16 protein-coding genes are annotated in these 17,595 nt (G+C 67.9%); 11 read left to right on the forward strand and 5 right to left on the reverse strand.

The window, feature by feature from the left end:
- Nucleotides 1-90: 90 nt before the first annotated feature.
- Nucleotides 91-2,499, reverse strand: a complete 2,409-nt coding sequence (locus JOF45_RS03870; protein WP_378578837.1) for an ATP-binding cassette domain-containing protein — start codon at nucleotides 2,497-2,499, stop codon at nucleotides 91-93.
- 87 nt (nucleotides 2,500-2,586) lie between these two features.
- Between JOF45_RS03870 and JOF45_RS03875 the strand changes: the two genes are divergently transcribed.
- The 3 genes from JOF45_RS03875 (at nucleotide 2,587) to JOF45_RS03885 (ending at nucleotide 5,446) form a co-directional block, all read left to right on the forward strand.
- Nucleotides 2,587-3,114: an SRPBCC domain-containing protein gene (locus tag JOF45_RS03875; RefSeq protein WP_210048031.1), complete on the forward strand. Its 528-nt coding sequence runs from the start codon at nucleotides 2,587-2,589 to the stop codon at nucleotides 3,112-3,114.
- Between the two features lie 205 nt (nucleotides 3,115-3,319).
- A complete protein-coding gene (locus JOF45_RS03880) occupies nucleotides 3,320-4,804 on the forward strand; it encodes a phosphatase PAP2 family protein (protein ID WP_210048032.1) in 1,485 nt (494 codons plus the stop codon).
- A gap of 60 nt (nucleotides 4,805-4,864) precedes the next feature.
- Nucleotides 4,865-5,446, forward strand: a complete 582-nt coding sequence (locus JOF45_RS03885; protein WP_210048033.1) for an LPXTG cell wall anchor domain-containing protein — start codon at nucleotides 4,865-4,867, stop codon at nucleotides 5,444-5,446.
- A 114-nt stretch (nucleotides 5,447-5,560) separates the two neighbouring features.
- On the opposite strand, the gene JOF45_RS03890 is transcribed toward JOF45_RS03885, so the two are convergent.
- Complete coding sequence (locus tag JOF45_RS03890) at nucleotides 5,561-5,899, reverse strand: DUF4333 domain-containing protein (protein ID WP_210048034.1); 339 nt, start codon at nucleotides 5,897-5,899, stop codon at nucleotides 5,561-5,563.
- 147 nt (nucleotides 5,900-6,046) lie between these two features.
- Between JOF45_RS03890 and pheS the strand changes: the two genes are divergently transcribed.
- Together pheS and pheT are read left to right on the forward strand one after the other, a co-directional pair.
- Nucleotides 6,047-7,135: a phenylalanine--tRNA ligase subunit alpha gene (gene pheS, locus JOF45_RS03895; RefSeq protein ID WP_210048035.1), complete on the forward strand. Its 1,089-nt coding sequence runs from the start codon at nucleotides 6,047-6,049 to the stop codon at nucleotides 7,133-7,135.
- Between the two features lie 3 nt (nucleotides 7,136-7,138).
- Nucleotides 7,139-9,688: a phenylalanine--tRNA ligase subunit beta gene (pheT, locus tag JOF45_RS03900; RefSeq protein WP_210048037.1), complete on the forward strand. Its 2,550-nt coding sequence runs from the start codon at nucleotides 7,139-7,141 to the stop codon at nucleotides 9,686-9,688.
- Between the two features lie 117 nt (nucleotides 9,689-9,805).
- Here the strand turns inward: pheT and JOF45_RS03905 are convergent, their stop codons facing one another.
- Nucleotides 9,806-10,813 (reverse strand): quinone oxidoreductase family protein, encoded by a 1,008-nt coding sequence (locus JOF45_RS03905; protein WP_210048039.1) that lies wholly within the window; start codon nucleotides 10,811-10,813, stop codon nucleotides 9,806-9,808.
- 127 nt (nucleotides 10,814-10,940) lie between these two features.
- Here JOF45_RS03905 and argC point away from each other — a divergent pair, with 127 nt between their 5' ends.
- Genes argC through JOF45_RS03935 form a run of 6 tightly spaced genes read left to right on the forward strand, consistent with a single transcriptional unit; the run spans nucleotide 10,941 to nucleotide 16,942 of the window.
- The gene (argC, locus tag JOF45_RS03910) at nucleotides 10,941-11,984 is read left to right on the forward strand and encodes an N-acetyl-gamma-glutamyl-phosphate reductase (protein WP_210048040.1); all 1,044 of its coding nucleotides are present in this window, start codon (nucleotides 10,941-10,943) and stop codon (nucleotides 11,982-11,984) included.
- Nucleotides 11,981-13,162 (forward strand): bifunctional glutamate N-acetyltransferase/amino-acid acetyltransferase ArgJ, encoded by a 1,182-nt coding sequence (argJ, locus tag JOF45_RS03915; protein ID WP_210048041.1) that lies wholly within the window; start codon nucleotides 11,981-11,983, stop codon nucleotides 13,160-13,162. The genes argC and argJ overlap by 4 nt, the downstream gene beginning before the upstream one ends.
- Nucleotides 13,163-13,188: 26 nt before the next feature.
- Complete coding sequence (gene argB / locus JOF45_RS03920; RefSeq protein ID WP_210048042.1) at nucleotides 13,189-14,163, forward strand: acetylglutamate kinase; 975 nt, start codon at nucleotides 13,189-13,191, stop codon at nucleotides 14,161-14,163.
- Nucleotides 14,160-15,443 carry an acetylornithine transaminase gene (locus JOF45_RS03925; RefSeq protein ID WP_210048043.1) on the forward strand — a complete coding sequence of 428 codons (1,284 nt, stop codon included), beginning with the start codon at nucleotides 14,160-14,162 and terminating at the stop codon, nucleotides 15,441-15,443. The genes argB and JOF45_RS03925 overlap by 4 nt, the downstream gene beginning before the upstream one ends.
- Before the next feature lie 3 nt (nucleotides 15,444-15,446).
- Nucleotides 15,447-16,439, forward strand: a complete 993-nt coding sequence (gene argF / locus JOF45_RS03930) for an ornithine carbamoyltransferase (protein WP_210048044.1) — start codon at nucleotides 15,447-15,449, stop codon at nucleotides 16,437-16,439.
- Complete coding sequence (locus JOF45_RS03935; protein ID WP_210048045.1) at nucleotides 16,439-16,942, forward strand: arginine repressor; 504 nt, start codon at nucleotides 16,439-16,441, stop codon at nucleotides 16,940-16,942. Before argF ends, JOF45_RS03935 begins: the two co-directional genes overlap by 1 nt.
- A gap of 3 nt (nucleotides 16,943-16,945) precedes the next feature.
- Here JOF45_RS03935 and JOF45_RS03940 read toward each other — a convergent pair whose 3' ends face one another.
- Nucleotides 16,946-17,137 (reverse strand): hypothetical protein, encoded by a 192-nt coding sequence (locus JOF45_RS03940; protein WP_210048047.1) that lies wholly within the window; start codon nucleotides 17,135-17,137, stop codon nucleotides 16,946-16,948.
- A gap of 2 nt (nucleotides 17,138-17,139) precedes the next feature.
- Nucleotides 17,140-17,568: an ankyrin repeat domain-containing protein gene (locus JOF45_RS03945; protein WP_210048049.1), complete on the reverse strand. Its 429-nt coding sequence runs from the start codon at nucleotides 17,566-17,568 to the stop codon at nucleotides 17,140-17,142.
- Nucleotides 17,569-17,595: the final 27 nt, after the last annotated feature.

The raw sequence follows: 17,595 nt of genomic DNA on the forward strand, positions 1-17,595 counted from the left end.
TCTGGGCTGACCGTGTGTTCAGCCCGTGTCTTCGACGGTACGCCGGGGGTCATAGGGCGGCAAGAGCGCTGAATCGGCGGCCGCAGGCGTTCAGCGGCGGTGACGCCGTCCCAGATGCAGGCCGGTCAGGGAGCCCTCGACGCCGACCAGGTCGCCCGGTGTGCCCGAGAAGACCACGCGGCCGCCGTCGTGTCCCGCGCCGGGGCCGACGTCGATGATCCAGTCCGCCCGGGAGACCACGTCCAGATTGTGCTCGATCACGATGACGGTGCGTCCGGCGTCGACGATCTTCTCCAGCATCTGGGTCAGTCGCTCGGTGTCCGCCATATGCAGTCCGGCGCTGGGCTCATCGAGGATGATCACCTCGGCCTCGGATCCGATCTCGATGGCCAGCTTGATGCGTTGGCGCTCGCCTCCGGAGAGCGTACTCAGCGGCTGGCCCAAGGTCAGGTAGCCCAGTCCGACGTCGTTGAGTCGGCTGAGGACCTTCTGGGCGGCAGGGATCCTGGCCCCGGCGGCGTCCTCGTCCTCTCCGGTGAAGAAGGCGAGTGCTTCCTCGACGGACATGCTCAGCACCTCGGCGATGTTGCGTCCGCCGAGGGTGTACTCGAGGACGGCGGCCTGGAAGCGACGTCCCTGGCACTCCTCGCAGACAGTGGAGATCCCCGAGACGATGCCCAGGTCCTGGTAGATCACTCCGACGCCGCCGCAGGTGGGGCAGGCGCCTTCGGAGTTGGCGCTGAACAGCGCGGGCTTGACGCCGTTGGCCTTGGCGAAGGCCTTGCGCACCGGCTCCAGCAGCCCGGTGTAGGTGGCGGGGTTGGAACGGCGCGAACCGCGGATCCCCGTCTGGTCCACAGCCACCACGCCCTCGCGGCCGGCCAGGGATCCGTGGATGAGGGAGCTCTTGCCGGAGCCGGCCACGCCAGTGACGGCCACCAGGACCCCCGCCGGCACATCGACATCCACATTCTGCAGGTTGTGGGCACGGGCGCCACGGATCTCCAGGGTGCCGGAGGGGCTGCGCGGCTCTGTCTTCAGCCAGGCGCGGGTCTCCAGGTGCTCGCCGGTCAGCGTCCCCGAGGAGCGGAGTCCGGCGAAGTCTCCGGCATAGACGACCTCTCCGCCGTGGGTTCCGGCGCCCGGGCCCATATCCACGAGGTGATCGGCGATGGCCATCACCGAGGGATTGTGCTCGACCACGAGCACAGTGTTGCCCTTGTCGCGCAGCTTCAGCAGCAGCTCGTTCATGCGGTCCACATCGTGCGGGTGCAGACCGATGGTCGGCTCATCGAAGACATAGGTGACATCGGTCAGCGAGGAGCCCAGGTGGCGGATCATCTTGACCCGCTGAGCCTCGCCGCCGGAGAGGGTGCCGGATGCACGGTCAAGCGAGAGATAGCCCAGCCCGATGTCCACAACGTTCTGCAGAGTCTCGGTCAGGGCTGTGAGCAGGGGAGCGGCGCCGGTGAGATTCCCGGACGAGCTGACCTCCGTGATCCAGGTGAGCAGGTCGCTGATCTGCATGGCGCACAGATCAGCGATGTTCTTCCCCTCGATCCGCGAGGACAGCGTCAGGGCGGTCAGTCGGGTGCCTGCGCAGTCGGGGCAGTCGGTGAAGGTCACTGCGCGGTCCACGAAGGCGCGGACGTGGGGCTGCATGGCGTCCCGGTCTTTGGAGAGGAAAGACTTCTTCACTGCGGGCACCAGACCCTGGAAGGTCATATTGGTGCCGCTGATGGTGACCTTGGTGGCCTCCCGGTGGAACAGGTCGTGGCGTTCCTGCTCGGTGTAGTCGCGCACGGGCTTGTCCGGGTCGAAGAATCCGGATTCGGCGTAGAAGCGCACAGACCACCCTCCGGGCTTATAGCCGGGGACAGTGATCGCTCCCTCGTTGAGGGACTTCGTCTCGTCGACCAGCTGGGCGAGGTCGATGTCGTTGACCTGGCCGCGTCCTTCGCAGCGGACACACATGCCGCCGGTGACGCTGTATCCGGCCGCCTCGCGGGTGCCGTCGGCCTTGGTCAGGGTGCCGCCGCCGGAGGAGGACATGACGTTGAAGGAGTAGGCCATGGGGTTGCCCAGGGCGGGCTCGGCGAAGCGGCTGAAGAGGATCCGCAGCATCGAGTTCACGTCGGTGGCGGTGCCCACAGTGGAGCGCGGGTTGGGAGCCATGCGTTCCTGGTCGATGATGATCGAGGCGGTCAGACCTTCCAGGACCTCCACCTCGGGACGTGCCATCGCCGGCATGAACCCTTGGATGAAGGCGTCGTAGGTCTCGTTGATGAGCCGGCGCGATTCGGCGGCGACGGTCCCGAAGACCAGTGAGGACTTGCCGGAGCCGGAGACGCCGGTGAAGACGGTGAGCCGGCGTTTGGGGATATCCACGTCCACGCTGCGGAGGTTGTTCTCCCTGGCACCGCGGACGGTGATGGTCTCGTGGGCCGCTGCGGCGAGGGGGCGAGGGGACGCGGACTCTGGGGGCAGGCTGCTCTCGATCACTGGAACATCGTACGCCGTACGCCATGCGGGTGGAAGGGTGAAGGTGGTGTTCCGTCTCTATAGGGTGGAGTCCGAGGAGGATCCATGACTGAGAATATCGGACGCGACGGCGTCCTTGAGGCCATCGACGGTCGCCCTGCCCTGCGCTTCCGGCGGAAGCTGCCTCACGGCGTCGAGCGGGTCTGGAAGGCGGTGTCCACCCCGACCGAGCTCGAGCAGTGGTTCCCTGCCGCCCTTGAATGGGGGCCGGAGGCCGGCGAGAAGCTCGAGGCCTACGGGATGACGGGGGAAGTCACGCAGGTACAGGCGCCGTACACGCTGGCCTGGAGCTTCAGCGACGACCTCTACCGCTTTAAGCTCACCGGAGACGAGGACTCCTGCCGACTGATGTTCCTGCATGTCTTCGCCGACCCCGACACCCCAGCTGCCCAGACGGCAGCCGGGTGGCACACCTACATGGACCGGCTGGAGCAGCTGCTGGAAGGCAGGGTTGTCTCCGAGAAGGAGGCGCACGCGGACTGGGGCGAGATCCATGAGCACTACGCCGAGCTCTTCGGTGTGGACCCTGCGCCCGGCCGTGAGTTCTGGAAGCGGCTGCAGGAGACGCTCTGATCGGCGGCGCAGCACAGCGTCGCCGATGGTCCATCTCGTGACCCCTCACCTCTTACGTGGAGTTCGCCTGGGGTTCATGTCGTCTGTGCGGCGGGTTCATCGCAAGGCCGTTGGATGAAGAGGTTGCCCGCGGCCGGCTCCGGAGACGGGGCCGGCCGGGCGGCTCACCGCATCTGAAGGACGACTCCGCAGAGGACACCACCGCATGACTGAGGGACATCAGGCTGATTCCGGCATCGCCGGAGGCGGCGCCATCCGCACGATCACCGCGCTGAGCCTCAGCGCAGCCCTGCTGGCCCCCGGCTCGGCCGCTTCTGCCGCATCCCTCGCCGAGGAGGCGACGGAGGCCGGCGATCAGGTCCAGAGTCAGCAGCAGGACAGTGCGGATCAGCAGGAGGCCGACGCCGACCAGGATGCCGACGCTGAGGGCGAGGGCGCCGGCGGAGACAGCGCTGATGGCGAGGACGGTGCTGACGGCGAGGACGGTGCTGACGGCGAGGGCGCTGCTGAAGACCAGGGAAGCACCGAGGGTCAGGCCAGCTCCGAAGAGCAGGACAGTGCTGACAATCAGGCCGAGACTGATGGCCAGGACAGTGATGAGGCTTCCGAGCAGGATGACGAGAGCGCTGTGCAGGACGAGTCGGAGGAAGACGCTGAAGAGGCTCCCGAAGACTCCGCGGAGCAGGAGGGCGCTGACGAGTTCGACTCCCGTGAGATCGATGCCGAGGCCGAGCGGGAGACCACCGACGACGGCGGCCTCGGCCTCTACGGCACTTCTCGGAACAACCCGGATATCGTCGAGGTCCCGGGTCTGGACCAGGGGCTCTACGAGGCCGGGCCGGAGGCCTACAAGGGAGGCTTCACTCCGGAACAGATGGACTGGACCCGCTATGACTCCTACGGACTGGGTGACCATGGGTTCTTCCCGCACCTGAGCGGCTATGACGACTTCCTCGCCGATGAAGAGCTCTGGGCCTATGACCGGCAGCTCAGCGTGGAGATCAACAACAGCCTCTACGGCGATGACGCGCGCATGGTCACCGCTCTGGAGGACCAGTACGGGGACCAGGCCCTGACCGGACACACCGGGTTGGGCTCCGAACTCGGGCCCATCTTCCTGGAGGCGGTCCACAATGGGGACCTTCCCAAGACCTGGCACCTGATCTCCTCGGACTACGGCGGGGGCGGGCAGGGCATCGCCAATGACGGATCCTCCTCCACCCCCGCCAAGGAGCACTGGGTGGAGGACTCGCCTCGGCCCTACTTCTCCGAGGAGGAGGAGCTGTACTACGTGGACGTCCTCGGTGGAAACGCCCAGGGCTCGAGCTCTGGTGATTACCCCTCCGGACACACCGCACAGGCCTACTGGCAGCTGATGGGGCTGGCGACGATCTTCCCGGAGGCTTCGGACGGAATCCTGGCCCGGGCCGCCGACGCCGGACAGAGCCGCATCCTGCTGGGCACCCATTCGCCGTCGGGCGTCATGGGTGGACGCATGCTGGGCACCGCCATCGTGGCACAGCGGTGGGAGGACGAGGAGTTCCGTGAGCTCTTCCTGGAAGCCCGAGAGGAGCTGCTGGAGGTCTTCGAGGACTATGCCGGTGCTCCGGTGGACGAGGTCCTGGAGCGTCAGACCCCGTATCTGCCGCAGGCTGAGGCTCTCGCGCTCTATGAGGAGCGCCTGCACTAGGGCTTCCCGCAGGTCGGTGAGACCGGCCAGGCCCTCGAAGTCCCTGCCGGTGCGGCCGACATGCTGCGCTTCGCCCACCCTGAGCTCACCGACGAACAGCGGGCCCAGGTCCTGCAGCTCACCGCACTGGACTCCGGGTACCCGCTGGATATCTCCGGCGAGTACGGCGGATGGCAGCGGATGAACCTCCAGGCGGCCCTGACCGCTGAGGTGACAGTGGACGAGGCTGGCAACGTGGTGCTCGGGTCCTCCGAGACCGACTCTGAGGCTGGCACTGAAGCTGACACCGAGCCCGAGACCGGCGCTGAGTCCGGCTCCGACGGTGACACCGGGTCCGGTGCAGGAGCAGACGGCCAGACTGAAGCCGGCGCTGAGGCTGACGATGAGTCCGGGATCAGCGGTTCGGCGCAGCTGACCGTCACTGAGGCCGCGGGTGCAGGCAGCGGCACGGCCGCTGAATCCGGCGCCGGCGCTGACGAAGGCCAGGCTGCCGGCGCTGACGCCGCTGTCGCCAGCGATCAGGGCTCCACCCAGGGAGCCCTGGCCAGCACCGGTTTCGGTGTGGCCGGGATCGCCGTCCTCGGGCTGGCCCTGCTGGTGGTCGGAGGCGTTCTGCTCCGCCGCAGCCGCCGCGAGGCCTGAGTCGATCCTCTGTCGCCGAGTCGTGATCGCCCGGCGCCCCAGCGGCGGACCGGGCGATCAGGGCTCGGCCGGGCGAGCCCCTCGGGGGATCCCTCGGCGGGCCCCCGGAGGCGGTCAGTCCGCGTCCTGCTCGCCGGTCTCCTGCTCAGCGAATTCCTCGGGGATCACGTCGTAGTAGACGTCGTCCTCGTCGACCTCGGTGATGGCGATCCGGTAGGACTCAGCGGCTGCGCCGTCCTCCCACTCCACCGTGCAGGTCATCTGCTCATCGACTTCGGCGTCGATGTCACCGGAGCAGTCGACGTCGAACTCATCCTCCGAGTAGCCGGCATCCTCCAGGTCAGAGGCGATGGTCTCCTCGACGTCGTCGCTCTGCAGCACAGAGCCGCAGCCGGACAGGGCGAACAGGCCGACTGCGGCGAGCGCGGCGGCGGAGGTCTTCTTCAGGGGCATCCCGGGGAACCTTTCATCGCAGGGTGCGTCAGTGATCCCACGGCCCGGTGGGCAGGTCACGAATGCTCTGGCCGTCGACTCTGCAGATGCCGAGCTGAGCGCATAAACTGACGTGGATTGTCCACGCGCACACCTTACGGGAGCAGTATGTCTACGTCCGAACACCCTGTGGGCAGCGTTGAGGAGCAGGACGCCTCCTCTGCGCCCCACCCCCTCGACGAGGCCGGCGTCGAGAGCGCCGTCCAGCAGGCACTGCAGGCCTTCGAGGCTGCCGCCGACCTCGAGGAGCTCAAAGCGGCCCGTCTGGCCCACTCCGGGGAGAAGGCGCCCATCGTACTGGCCAACCGCCAGATCAAGGATCTGGACAAGGACCAGAAGAAGGAGGCCGGCAAGCTGCTCGGCGCAGCCCGCGGCCGGATCCAGAAGGCCCTGGCCGCCCGCACCGAGATCCTGGAGGCCGAGCACGCGGAACGGATGCTGGTCGAGGAGACGGTGGACGTCACCGCTGCGCCGCGCCGGAAGCCTCTGGGGGCCCGCCACCCCCTGTCTGTGCTGCAGGAGGAGGTCTCCGAGATCTTCATCGGGATGGGATGGGAGATCGCCGAGGGCCCGGAGGTGGAGTCCGAGTGGTTCAACTTCGATGCGCTGAACTTCGACCCGGACCACCCGGCCCGCGAGATGCAGGACACCTTCTTCGTGGAGCCCAAAGACTCCCATCTGGTGCTGCGCACCCACACCTCCCCGGTGCAGATCCGTGCCCTGCTCGGCCGTGAGCTGCCCGTCTATGTGCTCTGCCCCGGCAGGACCTTCCGCACCGATGAGCTCGACGCCACCCACACCCCGGTCTTCCACCAGTTCGAGGGTCTGGCCGTGGACAAGGGCCTGACCATGGCGGATCTGAAGGGCACCCTGGAGCACTTCGCCCGTCAGATGTTCGGCCCTGAGGCCGCCATCCGTCTGCGTCCGAGCTACTTCCCCTTCACCGAGCCCTCCGCTGAGCTGGACGTCTGGGACGTCAATGCCAAGGGCGGTCCGCGCTGGGTCGAGTGGGGCGGCTGCGGCATGGTCAATCCCCATGTCCTGCGCGCCGCGGGTGTGGATCCCCAGGAGCACACCGGCTTCGCCTTCGGCATGGGCGTGGAGCGCACACTGATGTTCCGCAACGGGGTCACCGATATGCGCGACATGATCGAAGGCGATGTCCGGTTCAGCCAGCAGTTCGGAATGGAGGTCTGAGGCATGCGCATCCCGCTGTCATGGATCCGTGAATACACCAAGTTCCCCGCCGAGGGGACCGCAGAGGACCTCATGGCCGAGCTGGTCAGAGTCGGCCTCGAAGAGGAGGACGTCCACCGTCCCACCGATGAGCTGACCGGTCCCATCGTGGTCGGCGAGGTGCTGAAGAAGCAACCCGAGCCGCAGTCCAACGGCAAGACGATCAACTGGTGCCAGGTCCGCGTGGTCCCCGAGGGCCAGGAGCAGACCCTGACCGGCAAGGGGATCGATCCCTCCGGAGTGCAGGGAATTGTCTGCGGCGCCCACAACTTCGAGGTGGGCGACAAAGTGGTGGTGACCCTGCCCGGTGCTGTGCTGCCCGGGAACTTCGCCATCTCGGCGCGGAAGACCTACGGCCACCTCTCTGCAGGCATGATCGCCTCGGTCAAGGAGCTGGGTCTGGGGGAGGACCACGCCGGCATCCTGGTGCTGAGCACGCTGGGTCTGGATCCGGAGCCGGGTACCGACGCCATGGAGCTGCTGGGCCTCTACGACTCCGCCGCTGAGATCAACGTGACCCCGGACCGCGGCTATGCCTTCAGCATGCGCGGTGTGGCCAGGGAATACTCCCACGCCACCGGCACCGCGTTCACCGATCCGGCCGAGCTGGTGCAGGTGCCCGAGACCGCCCCGGCTGGCCATGAAGTCATCCTCGAGGACTCCGCACCCATCTACGGGACCCCGGGCTGTGACTCCTTCGTCGCTCGGAAGGTCACCGGGGTGAACCCGCAGGCGCCCACTCCGCCATGGATGGCCGCACGGCTGCGCCTGGCAGGGATGCGCCCGATCAGTCTGGCCGTGGACATCTCCAACTACGTGATGTGGGAGCTGGGTCAGCCCCTGCACTTCTACGACGCCGAGTCCCTGCAGGGCGCCATCCGCGTGCGCCGCGCCGAGGCCGGGGAGAAGCTCACCACTCTGGATGAGAAGCAGCGGGAGCTCCACCCTGAGGACCTGGTCATCGCCGATGACCGCGGGGCCATCGGTCTGGCCGGCGTGATGGGCGGCGCCGCCACTGAGGTGGGGGAGTCCACCAGCACTGTGCTGATCGAGGCTGCGCACTTCGATCCGATCACCATCGGGCGCAGCAAGCGCCGTCATAAGCTGCCCTCGGAGGCCTCCAAGCGCAATGAGCGGGGCGTGGACCCGCTGCTTCCGGCGATCGCAGCCCAGCGCGCGGTGGACCTGCTCGTGGAGCTGGCCGGCGGCACAGACACCGGAGAGCTCACCCAGGTGGGGGAGCCCGCTCTGCCCCAGTCCATCACCATGGACCCTGCCTCTGCCGAGCGCATCACCGGCGTGCCCTACACCGTTGAGCAGCTGCGGGACACGCTGAGTGCCGTCGGGGCGAGCATCGAGGAGCATTCTGCAGACTCCTGGACGGTCACTCCGCCGACCTGGCGGCCCGACCTGACGATTCCGGAGGCCCTGGTGGAGGAGGTCGCCCGGCTCGTCGGATACGACCAGATCCCGTCGCGGCTGCCGGCGGCTCCGGCCGGTCGGGGGCTCACTGCTGAGCAGAAGCGTCGTCGGCAGGTCTTCAACGGTCTGGCCGGTGCCGGCTTCACCGAGGTGCTGAGCTACCCGTTCTATTCGGAGGAGGCCAACCGGCTCTTCGGCACAGCCGAGCAGGGCGCCGAGCTGCCGATGGTCCGGCTGGCCAACCCGATCGCCAGCCAGCACCCGACGCTGCGCACCACGCTGCTGCCGGGCCTGTTGGATGCCGCCCGCCGCAACGTCTCCCGCGGATTCGGCGATGTGGCGCTCTTCGAGGCCGGCCGGGTGTTCCACCCTGCAGCGGCTCTGGGCAGCACCACCATCCCTGGGCTGGGTGCTCACCCAGGCGCTGAGCGGATCGCAGAGCTGGAGGCCGGCATCCCGGACCAGCCGCTGCATGTGGCGGTGGCGCTGACCGGTTCGGAGCCGGCCGTGGAGCTGGGTCAGCAGGCTCGGCGTCGTGACTGGGCCGATGCCCTGGAGTCAGCACACACTGTGGCGGGGCTGCTGAACCTGCAGCTCGAGGTCGTGCAGGGGTCCCACCAGGCGTTCCATCCTGGACGCACCGCCGAGCTGCGGCTTCCCGGCGGCCAGAGTGCGCTCGGGTATGCCGGGGAGCTGCACCCCAAGGTGGTGAAGACTTGGGATCTGCCTGAGCGCACTGCGGTGATGGAGTTGGATCTGGAGGCGCTGATCGCCGCCGCGGCGGAGAAGGTCACGGCGGCGGCGCTCTCCGGCTTCCCGCCGACCTCCCAGGACGTGGCGCTGATCGTGGATGAGTCCCTGCCCGCCGCGCAGCTGCAGGCCACGCTCGTCGAGGGCGCCGGGGAGCTACTGGAGAGCATCGAGCTCTTCGACGTCTACTCCGGCACCGGCATCGAGGAGGGCAAGAAGTCCCTGGCCTACGCCCTGCGCTTCCGCGCCGAGGATCGCACGCTGACCGCAGAGGAGGCCTCGGAGGCCCGCGCGGCCGCCGTCGCTCTGGCCGAGCAGCGCCACAGCGCTCTCCAGCGCTGATAGTCCTGTCCAGCCCTGAGCAGACCGCCCAGCGCTGGACCAGCCGCACAGAATGACGCCGGCCCCGTCACCTCCCAGCGGAGGTGACGGGGCCGACGTCGTCGGGCGTGGCCGCGGCTAGGGCACCAGGAGCAGCTTTCCTGTGGTGCGCCGTCCCTCGAGGTCCTCGTGGGCGCGGGCGACCTCGGTCAGCGGGTAGGTCCCCCCGATGTTCAGCTCCAGTTCCCCGGCGGTCAGCGCGCTGAACAGCTCGGAGAACCGCCATGCCCGCTCCTGAGCGTTGCGCAGGTACCAATGGACCGCGGGTCGGGTCACGAACAAGCCGCCGCGGCGGTTGAGCTCCTGCGGGTCGATGGGCGGGACCTGGCCGGAGGCTCCTCCGAAGGCCACCAGCATGCCGCGCACCGCCAGACTCTCCAGGGAGCCCTGATAGGTGTCCTTGCCGACGCCGTCGTAGACCACGGAGACGCCTTCGCCCTTGGTGATCTCCAGGACCTGCTCGGCGAAGTTGTCGTAGCCCAGCACGTAGTCGGCGCCGGCCGCTTGGGCGATCTTCGCCTTCTCCTCGGTGGAGGTGGTGGTGATGACCCGTGCGCCCTTGGCCTTGAGCAGTTGCGTGAGGATCTGTCCGACGCCGCCCGCTCCGGCGTGGGTCAGCACCGTCTCCCCGGCGGAGACCCGGTAGGTGGAGTTGATCAGGTAATGGGCGGTGACGCCCTGCAGCGGCAGAGCGGCTGCCTGCTCGTCGGTCACCTCGTCCGGGACGTGGACGGCTTTGGCCGCATCCACCACGAAGTGGGTGGAGTAGGTGCCGGTGGCGGCCTCGGTGGTGGCCACACGCTCACCCACGGTGAAGCCCTCGACGCCCTCGCCCAGGGAGATCACGGTGCCTGCACCCTCAGTGCCGGGGGTGAAGGGGTAGTCGACCGGGTAGACGCCGCTGCGCTGATAGGTCTCGATGAAGTTCACGCCGGCCGCGGCGGTCTTGACCAGGATCTGGCCCTCCCCGGGGGAGGGGAGCGAGACGTCGGCGGCCTGGAACACGTCGGTCCCGCCGGCCTCCTCGGCGCGCATCACCAATGCGCTGTCCGGAAGGTCCTCGGGGAATACAGTCTGTTCGCTCATAGGCGTCAGGGTATCGAAGGACTCTGATAATCAAGAAGCCTGCCCCGGCGTGGTCGGGCCTGTTCCGCGTGGAGCGTAGATGCATAAATATTGATAGCTCTGCATACCTTCGCGTAGACTTCTGGGCATGATCTATACAGCCGCCGTCTCAGGCGCCTCCGGATATGCAGGGGGAGAAGTCCTGCGCCTCCTCGCCAACCATCCGCAGATCGAGATCGGGCAGGTCACCGCCCACTCCTCGGCCGGAGAGCGTCTGGGTGCGCTGCAGCCGCATCTGCATCCGCTGGCCGATCGTGTCATCACCGAGACCACGGCTGAGAACCTGGCCGGTCACGACGTCGTCGTCCTGGCCCTGCCTCACGGAGCCAGCGGTGAGATCGCCGCCGCGCTGGGTGAGGACACCCTGGTGATCGACGCCGCCGCGGACCACCGCCTGGAGTCGGCCGCCGCCTGGGAGACCTTCTACGGCACTGAGCACCAGGGCACCTGGCCCTACGGCCTGCCGGAGCTGCCCGGACAGCGGCAGAAGCTCGCCGGCTCTGGGCGCATCGCCGTTCCCGGCTGCTATCCCACCACCATCCTGCTCGGCCTGGCTCCGGCCTTCGCCGGTGCTGGCGCAGGCCCGCTGGTCCAGCCCCAGGACGTGGTCATCGTCGCGGCCACCGGCACCTCCGGAGCCGGCAAGTCGCTCAAGCCACACCTGCTGGGCTCCGAGGTCATGGGCGGGATGAGCCCTTACGGCGTCGGCGGGGTCCACCGGCACACTCCGGAGATCGAGCAGGGGCTGAGCTCGGTGGCCGGAACCGAGGTGCAGATCTCCTTCACCCCTACGCTGGCCCCGATGCCGCGTGGAATTCTGGCGACCTCCACCGTCAAGCTGGCCCCGGGCACCACTGAGGCCCAGCTCCGGGAGGCCTATGCCGCGCACTACGACGCCGAACCTTTCGTCCACCTGCTGCCCGAGGGTCAGTGGCCGGCCACCAAACAGGTGGTCGGATCCAACCATGTGACCATTCAGCTGACCGTGGACGAGCGCGCCGGACGCGCCGTCGTCGTCTCCGCCGCCGACAATCTGACCAAGGGCACCGCCGGTGGAGCGGTGCAGTCGATGAACCTCGCCCTGGGCCTCGAGGAGACCACCGGGCTCGATCTGTTGGGAGTCTCCCCATGAGTGTGACCGCAGCTGCAGGATTCCGCGCCGCAGGCGTCGCCGCCGGGCTCAAGGCCGAGGCGAAGGATGTGGCCCTGGTGGTCAACGACGGCCCCCTGCGCCACGCCTCTGCCGTGTTCACCACCAATAAGGTGGCCGCCGCTCCGGTGCTCTGGTCCCGTCAGGTCATCAGCGACGGACGGGCCGACGCCGTGATCCTCAACTCCGGAGGCGCCAACGCCTGCACCGGGGCGCCCGGCTTCGCCGACACCCACACCACTGCCGAGGAGACGGCCGAGAGGCTCACGGCCACGGGGATGGACGTCTCTGCCACCGACGTGCTGGTCTGCTCGACCGGGCTCATCGGTGAGCGGCTGGATATGCCGGCGCTGCTCTCCGGGGTCCAGCAGGCCGTGGGGTCGCTCTCTGCCGAGCAGGAGGCCGCGGCCGCCGCCGCTGAGGCCATCCGGACCACCGACACCGTCTCCAAGGCGGAGGCCCGCACCGGCGCCGGATTCACCGTGGGAGGAATGGCCAAGGGTGCAGGCATGCTCGCCCCCGGGATGGCGACGATGCTCTCCGTGATCACCACTGACGCGGTCATCAGCCAGCAGGACCTCGACGTCGCCCTGCGCGAGGCGGTCCGCATCAGCTTCAACCGCGCAGACTCCGACGGCTGCATGTCCACCAATGACACAGTCGTCGCACTGGCCTCGGGTGCGCACCCTGAGGCGGATCCCTCCGGGGCAGACCTCGGTGAGTTCCAGTCCGTGCTCAACGAAGTCTGCGCGTCCTTGGCGGCCCAGCTCATCGCCGATGCGGAGGGGGCCCATCACGAGATCGCCATCCGCACCGTCAATGCCCTGACCGAGGAGCAGGCCGAGGAGGCAGGCCGTGCCGTGGCCCGCTCCAACCTCTTCAAGACCGCGATCTTCGGACAGGACCCCAACTGGGGACGGATCCTCTCCGCAGTGGGCACCACTGAGGCGGAGTTCGACCCCACCACCATCGACGTGGCCGTCAACGGCGTCTGGATTTGCCGCGCCGGCGGCATCGGCGAGGACCGCGACGAGGTGGACCTCTCCGGCCGTGAGGTGGAGGTCGTCATCGACCTCAAGGCCGGTGAGGCCGAGGCCACCATCCTCACCAATGACCTCACCCACGACTATGTCCACGAGAACAGCGCCTACTCCAGCTGAGGCGCCTGCACCGAGTCTGAGAGACCATGACTGAGAAACCCTCCCTGAAGCCGCGGCAGACAGATCCCCTGGCCGACGCCGGCGAGAAGGCCGCTGTGCTGATCGAAGCGCTGCCCTGGATCCAGAAGTTCGCCGGCGAGACCATCGTGATCAAATATGGCGGCAACGCCATGGTCAACGATGAGCTGCGCCGCGCCTTCGCCGAAGATGTGGTCTTCCTCCGTCATGTCGGGGTCAACCCGGTGGTCGTCCACGGCGGAGGTCCGCAGATCAACGCCATGCTGGAGACTCTGGGCATCGAGTCCGAGTTCCGTGCCGGACAGCGGGTGACCACTCCGGAGGCTATGGACGTGGTGCGGATGGTGCTGACCGGGCAGGTCAGCCGGGAACTGATCGGACTGGTCAACTCTCACGGTCCCTACGCCGTCGGGCTCTCCGGTGAGGACGCCGCCCTGCTGCGTGCCGAGCGCAAGAAGGCCCAAGTCGACGGCCAGGACGTGGACCTCGGACTGGTCGGTGAGGTCACCGGCGTCCGGGCAGAGGCGGTGCAGGACCTGTTGGCCGCCGGACGGATCCCTGTGATCTCCACGATCGCCCCAGAGTTCGTCACCGCGGAGGGCGGTTCCGCTCAGCCGACCGGCGAGGTCCTCAACGTCAACGCCGATCTGGCCGCCGCCGCCGTCGCCTCGGCACTGGGCGCGGCCAAGCTGGTCATGCTCACCGATGTGGAAGGCCTCTACGCGAACTGGCCGGATAAGTCCTCGCTGATCTCCTCGCTGAGCGCCTCAGACCTGAAACAGATGCTCCCCACTCTGCAGTCCGGCATGATCCCCAAGATGACCGCCGCGCTGACCGCTGTGGAGGAGGGGGTCCCACGGGCTCACATCGTCGACGGCCGTGCCCCGCATTCGATGCTGTTGGAGATCATCACCACCGAAGGCGTCGGCACCCAGGTGGTGCCCGACGGCGAGGTACCCACGCAGACCAAGGAGGAACGATGAGTTATCCGGACCTACTGGGGCTCGAGAAGCTTGATGCCGTGGACTCGTGGGAAGAACGTTATGAGAGCTCGCTCATGGGTGTCTTCGGGACCCCGCAGGAACTGCTCGTCGCAGGGCGCGGTTGCTGGGTCACCGACTCCCGGGGAAACGAGCTGCTGGACATGCTCGGCGGCATCGCCGTCAACGCCCTGGGGCACAATCACCCTGCCCTTACCGGGGCGCTTGCCGAACAGCTCAAGACACTGGGACACATCTCGAACCTGTTCACCTCGGTGCCGCAAATGCGACTTGCCGAATTGCTGCTCAACGCGGCTGACGCTCCCGAAGGCTCCAGCGTCTTCTTCGCCAACTCCGGCTCGGAGGCCAATGAGGCGGCGCTGAAGGCGGTGCTTCGTCATCGGAAGGACACTGGGAAGTACCGGATCCTCGCCCTGGAGGGCGGCTTCCACGGGCGGACTGCAGGGGCGCTGTCCCTGACGCACAAACCTGCCTTCCGTGAGCCCTTCGGCCCGCTGATCGAGGGCATCGACTTCCTCCCTCCCGATGACCTCTCGGCTCTGGAGACGGCGCTGGATGAGGACGTGGCCGGGATCTTCCTGGAGCCCATCCAGGGCGAGGCCGGGGTGCGGCCGCTGAGCGCCGAGTACCTGCTGCGCGCCCGGCAGCTGGCCTCGCAGCACGGAGCCCTGCTGGTCCTCGACGAGGTGCAGACCGGCATCGGACGCACCGGTGACTGGTTCCGCCACCAGGGTGTCAGCCGAGAGCTGGCCGAGTCCGGGGCAGACGGCGTCGTGCGTCCCGACCTGATGACGCTGGCCAAGGGGCTGGGGTCCGGCGTGCCCATCGGGGCACTGGTCGCCTTCGGTCAGCAGGCCTCCGGTCTGTTGGGCGCCGGGCAGCACGGCTCCACCTTCGGCGGCAATCCGCTGGCCGCCCTGGCCGGTCAGGTCACCCTGGAGACCATCGCCTCCGAGGGCTTGCTGGAGAACGCCCAGAGGGTCGGCGCCCGTCTGGCCGCCGGGCTGGGTGAGCTGGAGGCCATCGCCGAAGTCCGTCAGTACGGCCTGCACGTGGGGGTGGACCTGGACCCGGCCGCCTTCGCCGCCGAGGCGCCGGCCAAGGAACTGGTCGGCATCGCCCGCGAGCAGCAGCAGCTGATCATCAACGCCACCGGGGAGCACACGCTGCGCCTGGCCCCACCGCTGATCCTCAGCGAGCAGGAGGCCGATCTGTTCCTCACCCGCATCGGCGCCGCTGTGCGCCACCTCCAGGAGGCCTGAAGCATGAGCACACGTCATTTCCTCACCGACCTCGATCTCAGCGCTGAGGAGCAGGACCGAGTCCTGAACCTCGCCGCCTGGATGAAGAGAAATCCGTATGCGATCAAGGCGCTGGAGGGGCCGCAGACCGCGGCGGTGATCTTCGACAAGACCTCCACCCGGACCCGCGTCTCCTTCGCCGCGGGGATCGCAGCGCTGGGCGGCAATCCACTGATCATCAACCCGGGGGAGTCCCAGCTGGGGCATAAGGAGTCCATCGCTGACTCGGCGCGGGTCTTCGAACGGCAGGTCAGTCTGATCATCTGGCGGACCTACGCCCAGGCGGGTTTGGAGGAGATGGCTGAGCACAGCGCCTCTCCGGTGATCAATTCACTCAGCGATGACTACCACCCCTGTCAGCTGCTGGCCGACCTGCTGACCGTGCGCGAACAGGTGGGCTCCCTGCAGGGCAGGAAGCTGGCCTATCTGGGGGATGCGGCCAACAACATGGCCAACTCCTACCTGCTGGCCGGTGTGACCGCCGGGATGGATGTGCGCATCGCCGGTCCGGAGGGCTATCTGCCCGAGGAGCGGATCATCGGCGCCGCCGAGGACCGGGCTGCGCTCACCGGCGGGCAGGTCACCATCACCACCGATCCCTCCGTGGCGCTGGCCGAGGCCGATGTGGTCGCCACCGACACTTGGATCTCCATGGGTCAGGAGGACGAGAAGGAGCAGCGCATGCAGCTCTTCGGCGACTACCGCGTGGATACAGATGCCATGGCCAAAGCTTCGCCGCAGGCTGTGGTCCTGCACTGTCTTCCGGCCTATCGCGGCGCGGAGATCACCGCCGAGGTGCTGGACGGCCCCCAGTCGGTCATCTGGGACGAGGCGGAGAACCGGCTGCACGCCCAGAAAGCCCTGATGGCCTGGCTGCTGGTGGAGTCCGGCCGCGCTGACGAGCAGACGGTGGAGCTGGTGCGTGCTGCGGAGCGCTCCGCCGCGGAGGCGGCCTGATGGGACCCACCACCAAGACTGCCCGTCATGCCAAGATTCGGGATCTCATCACCCGTTCGAGCATCCGCTCTCAGGCGGAGCTGGCCGATCGGCTGGCCGAGGAGGGCGTGAGCGTCACACAGGGCACCCTCTCTCGCGACCTGGTGGAGATCGGTGCTGCGCGGGTGCGTGGGTCCGAGGGGACGCTGATCTACGCGGTGCCCTCAGACGGTCCGGAGCGTGAGCTGCAGGCGGATCAGACCGAGGCCTCGACCACAGCCCGGCTGGTGGCTCTGTGCCGAGACCTGCTCATCTCAGCCGAGGCCAGTGCGAACCTGGTCATCCTGCGCACCCCTCCGGGGGCGGCGCAGTTCCTGGCCAGCGCCGTGGATCATGCCGGGCTGAAGGACGTGCTGGGTACGATCGCCGGCGATGACACCATCATGCTGGTCACCGCGGATCCCAATGGGGGAGAGACGGTGGCGGAGCGCTTCAGCGGCTTCGCCGAAGGCCGCGCCGCCTGAACCTCAGCGGTCGCGCAGACGGCGCTGCTGCGTCTTGGCGGAGACGCCCAGGCCCACCAGTCCGCCGCCCACAGCGATGAAGATCAGGCGGGTCCACTCGGGCAGCGTTCCGCCGTCGGCCAGGGTCACACCGAGGAAGATCACGGCGATGCCGGAGACGAAGCAGAGCAGAATGGCGCCGCTGGACATCTTCACGGTCAGGCCTTCTTCCGGTTCGCATCCACCACAGTGCGCATGTTCTCCAGGCCGAACATGTCGATGACGGCATAGGCGTTCTGCGGACCGAGCTCGACGTCGGCGCCGGCCTGCAACAGGGCGGCGGTGATCTCTTCGTTCTGACGGAAGACGGCGCAGGAGAGCGCGGTCTGGCCGCGATCGTTCATCCGGTCGACGTCGACGCCGCGCTCCAGCAGCCCGCGGACCAGATCAGCGTGGTCGTTGTACGAGGCCAGGATGAGCAGGGAATCCCCCTTGGAATTGGTGAGGTTCACCGGGATGCCCTGGTCGATCAGGCTCAGCAGCTCCTCGGACCGGCCGGCGCGCGCCAGATCGAACATCGAATTGAGGAACTCGAGCTGTTCATCGGTCAGCTCCGGGGGCCCGTCCTGGGCAGGGTCATGTGCCATGTGCTCTACCTTACCGAGCGATACCCT

Origin of the sequence: Nesterenkonia lacusekhoensis (genome assembly GCF_017876395.1) — a bacterium.
GTDB lineage: Bacteria > Actinomycetota > Actinomycetes > Actinomycetales > Micrococcaceae > Nesterenkonia > Nesterenkonia lacusekhoensis.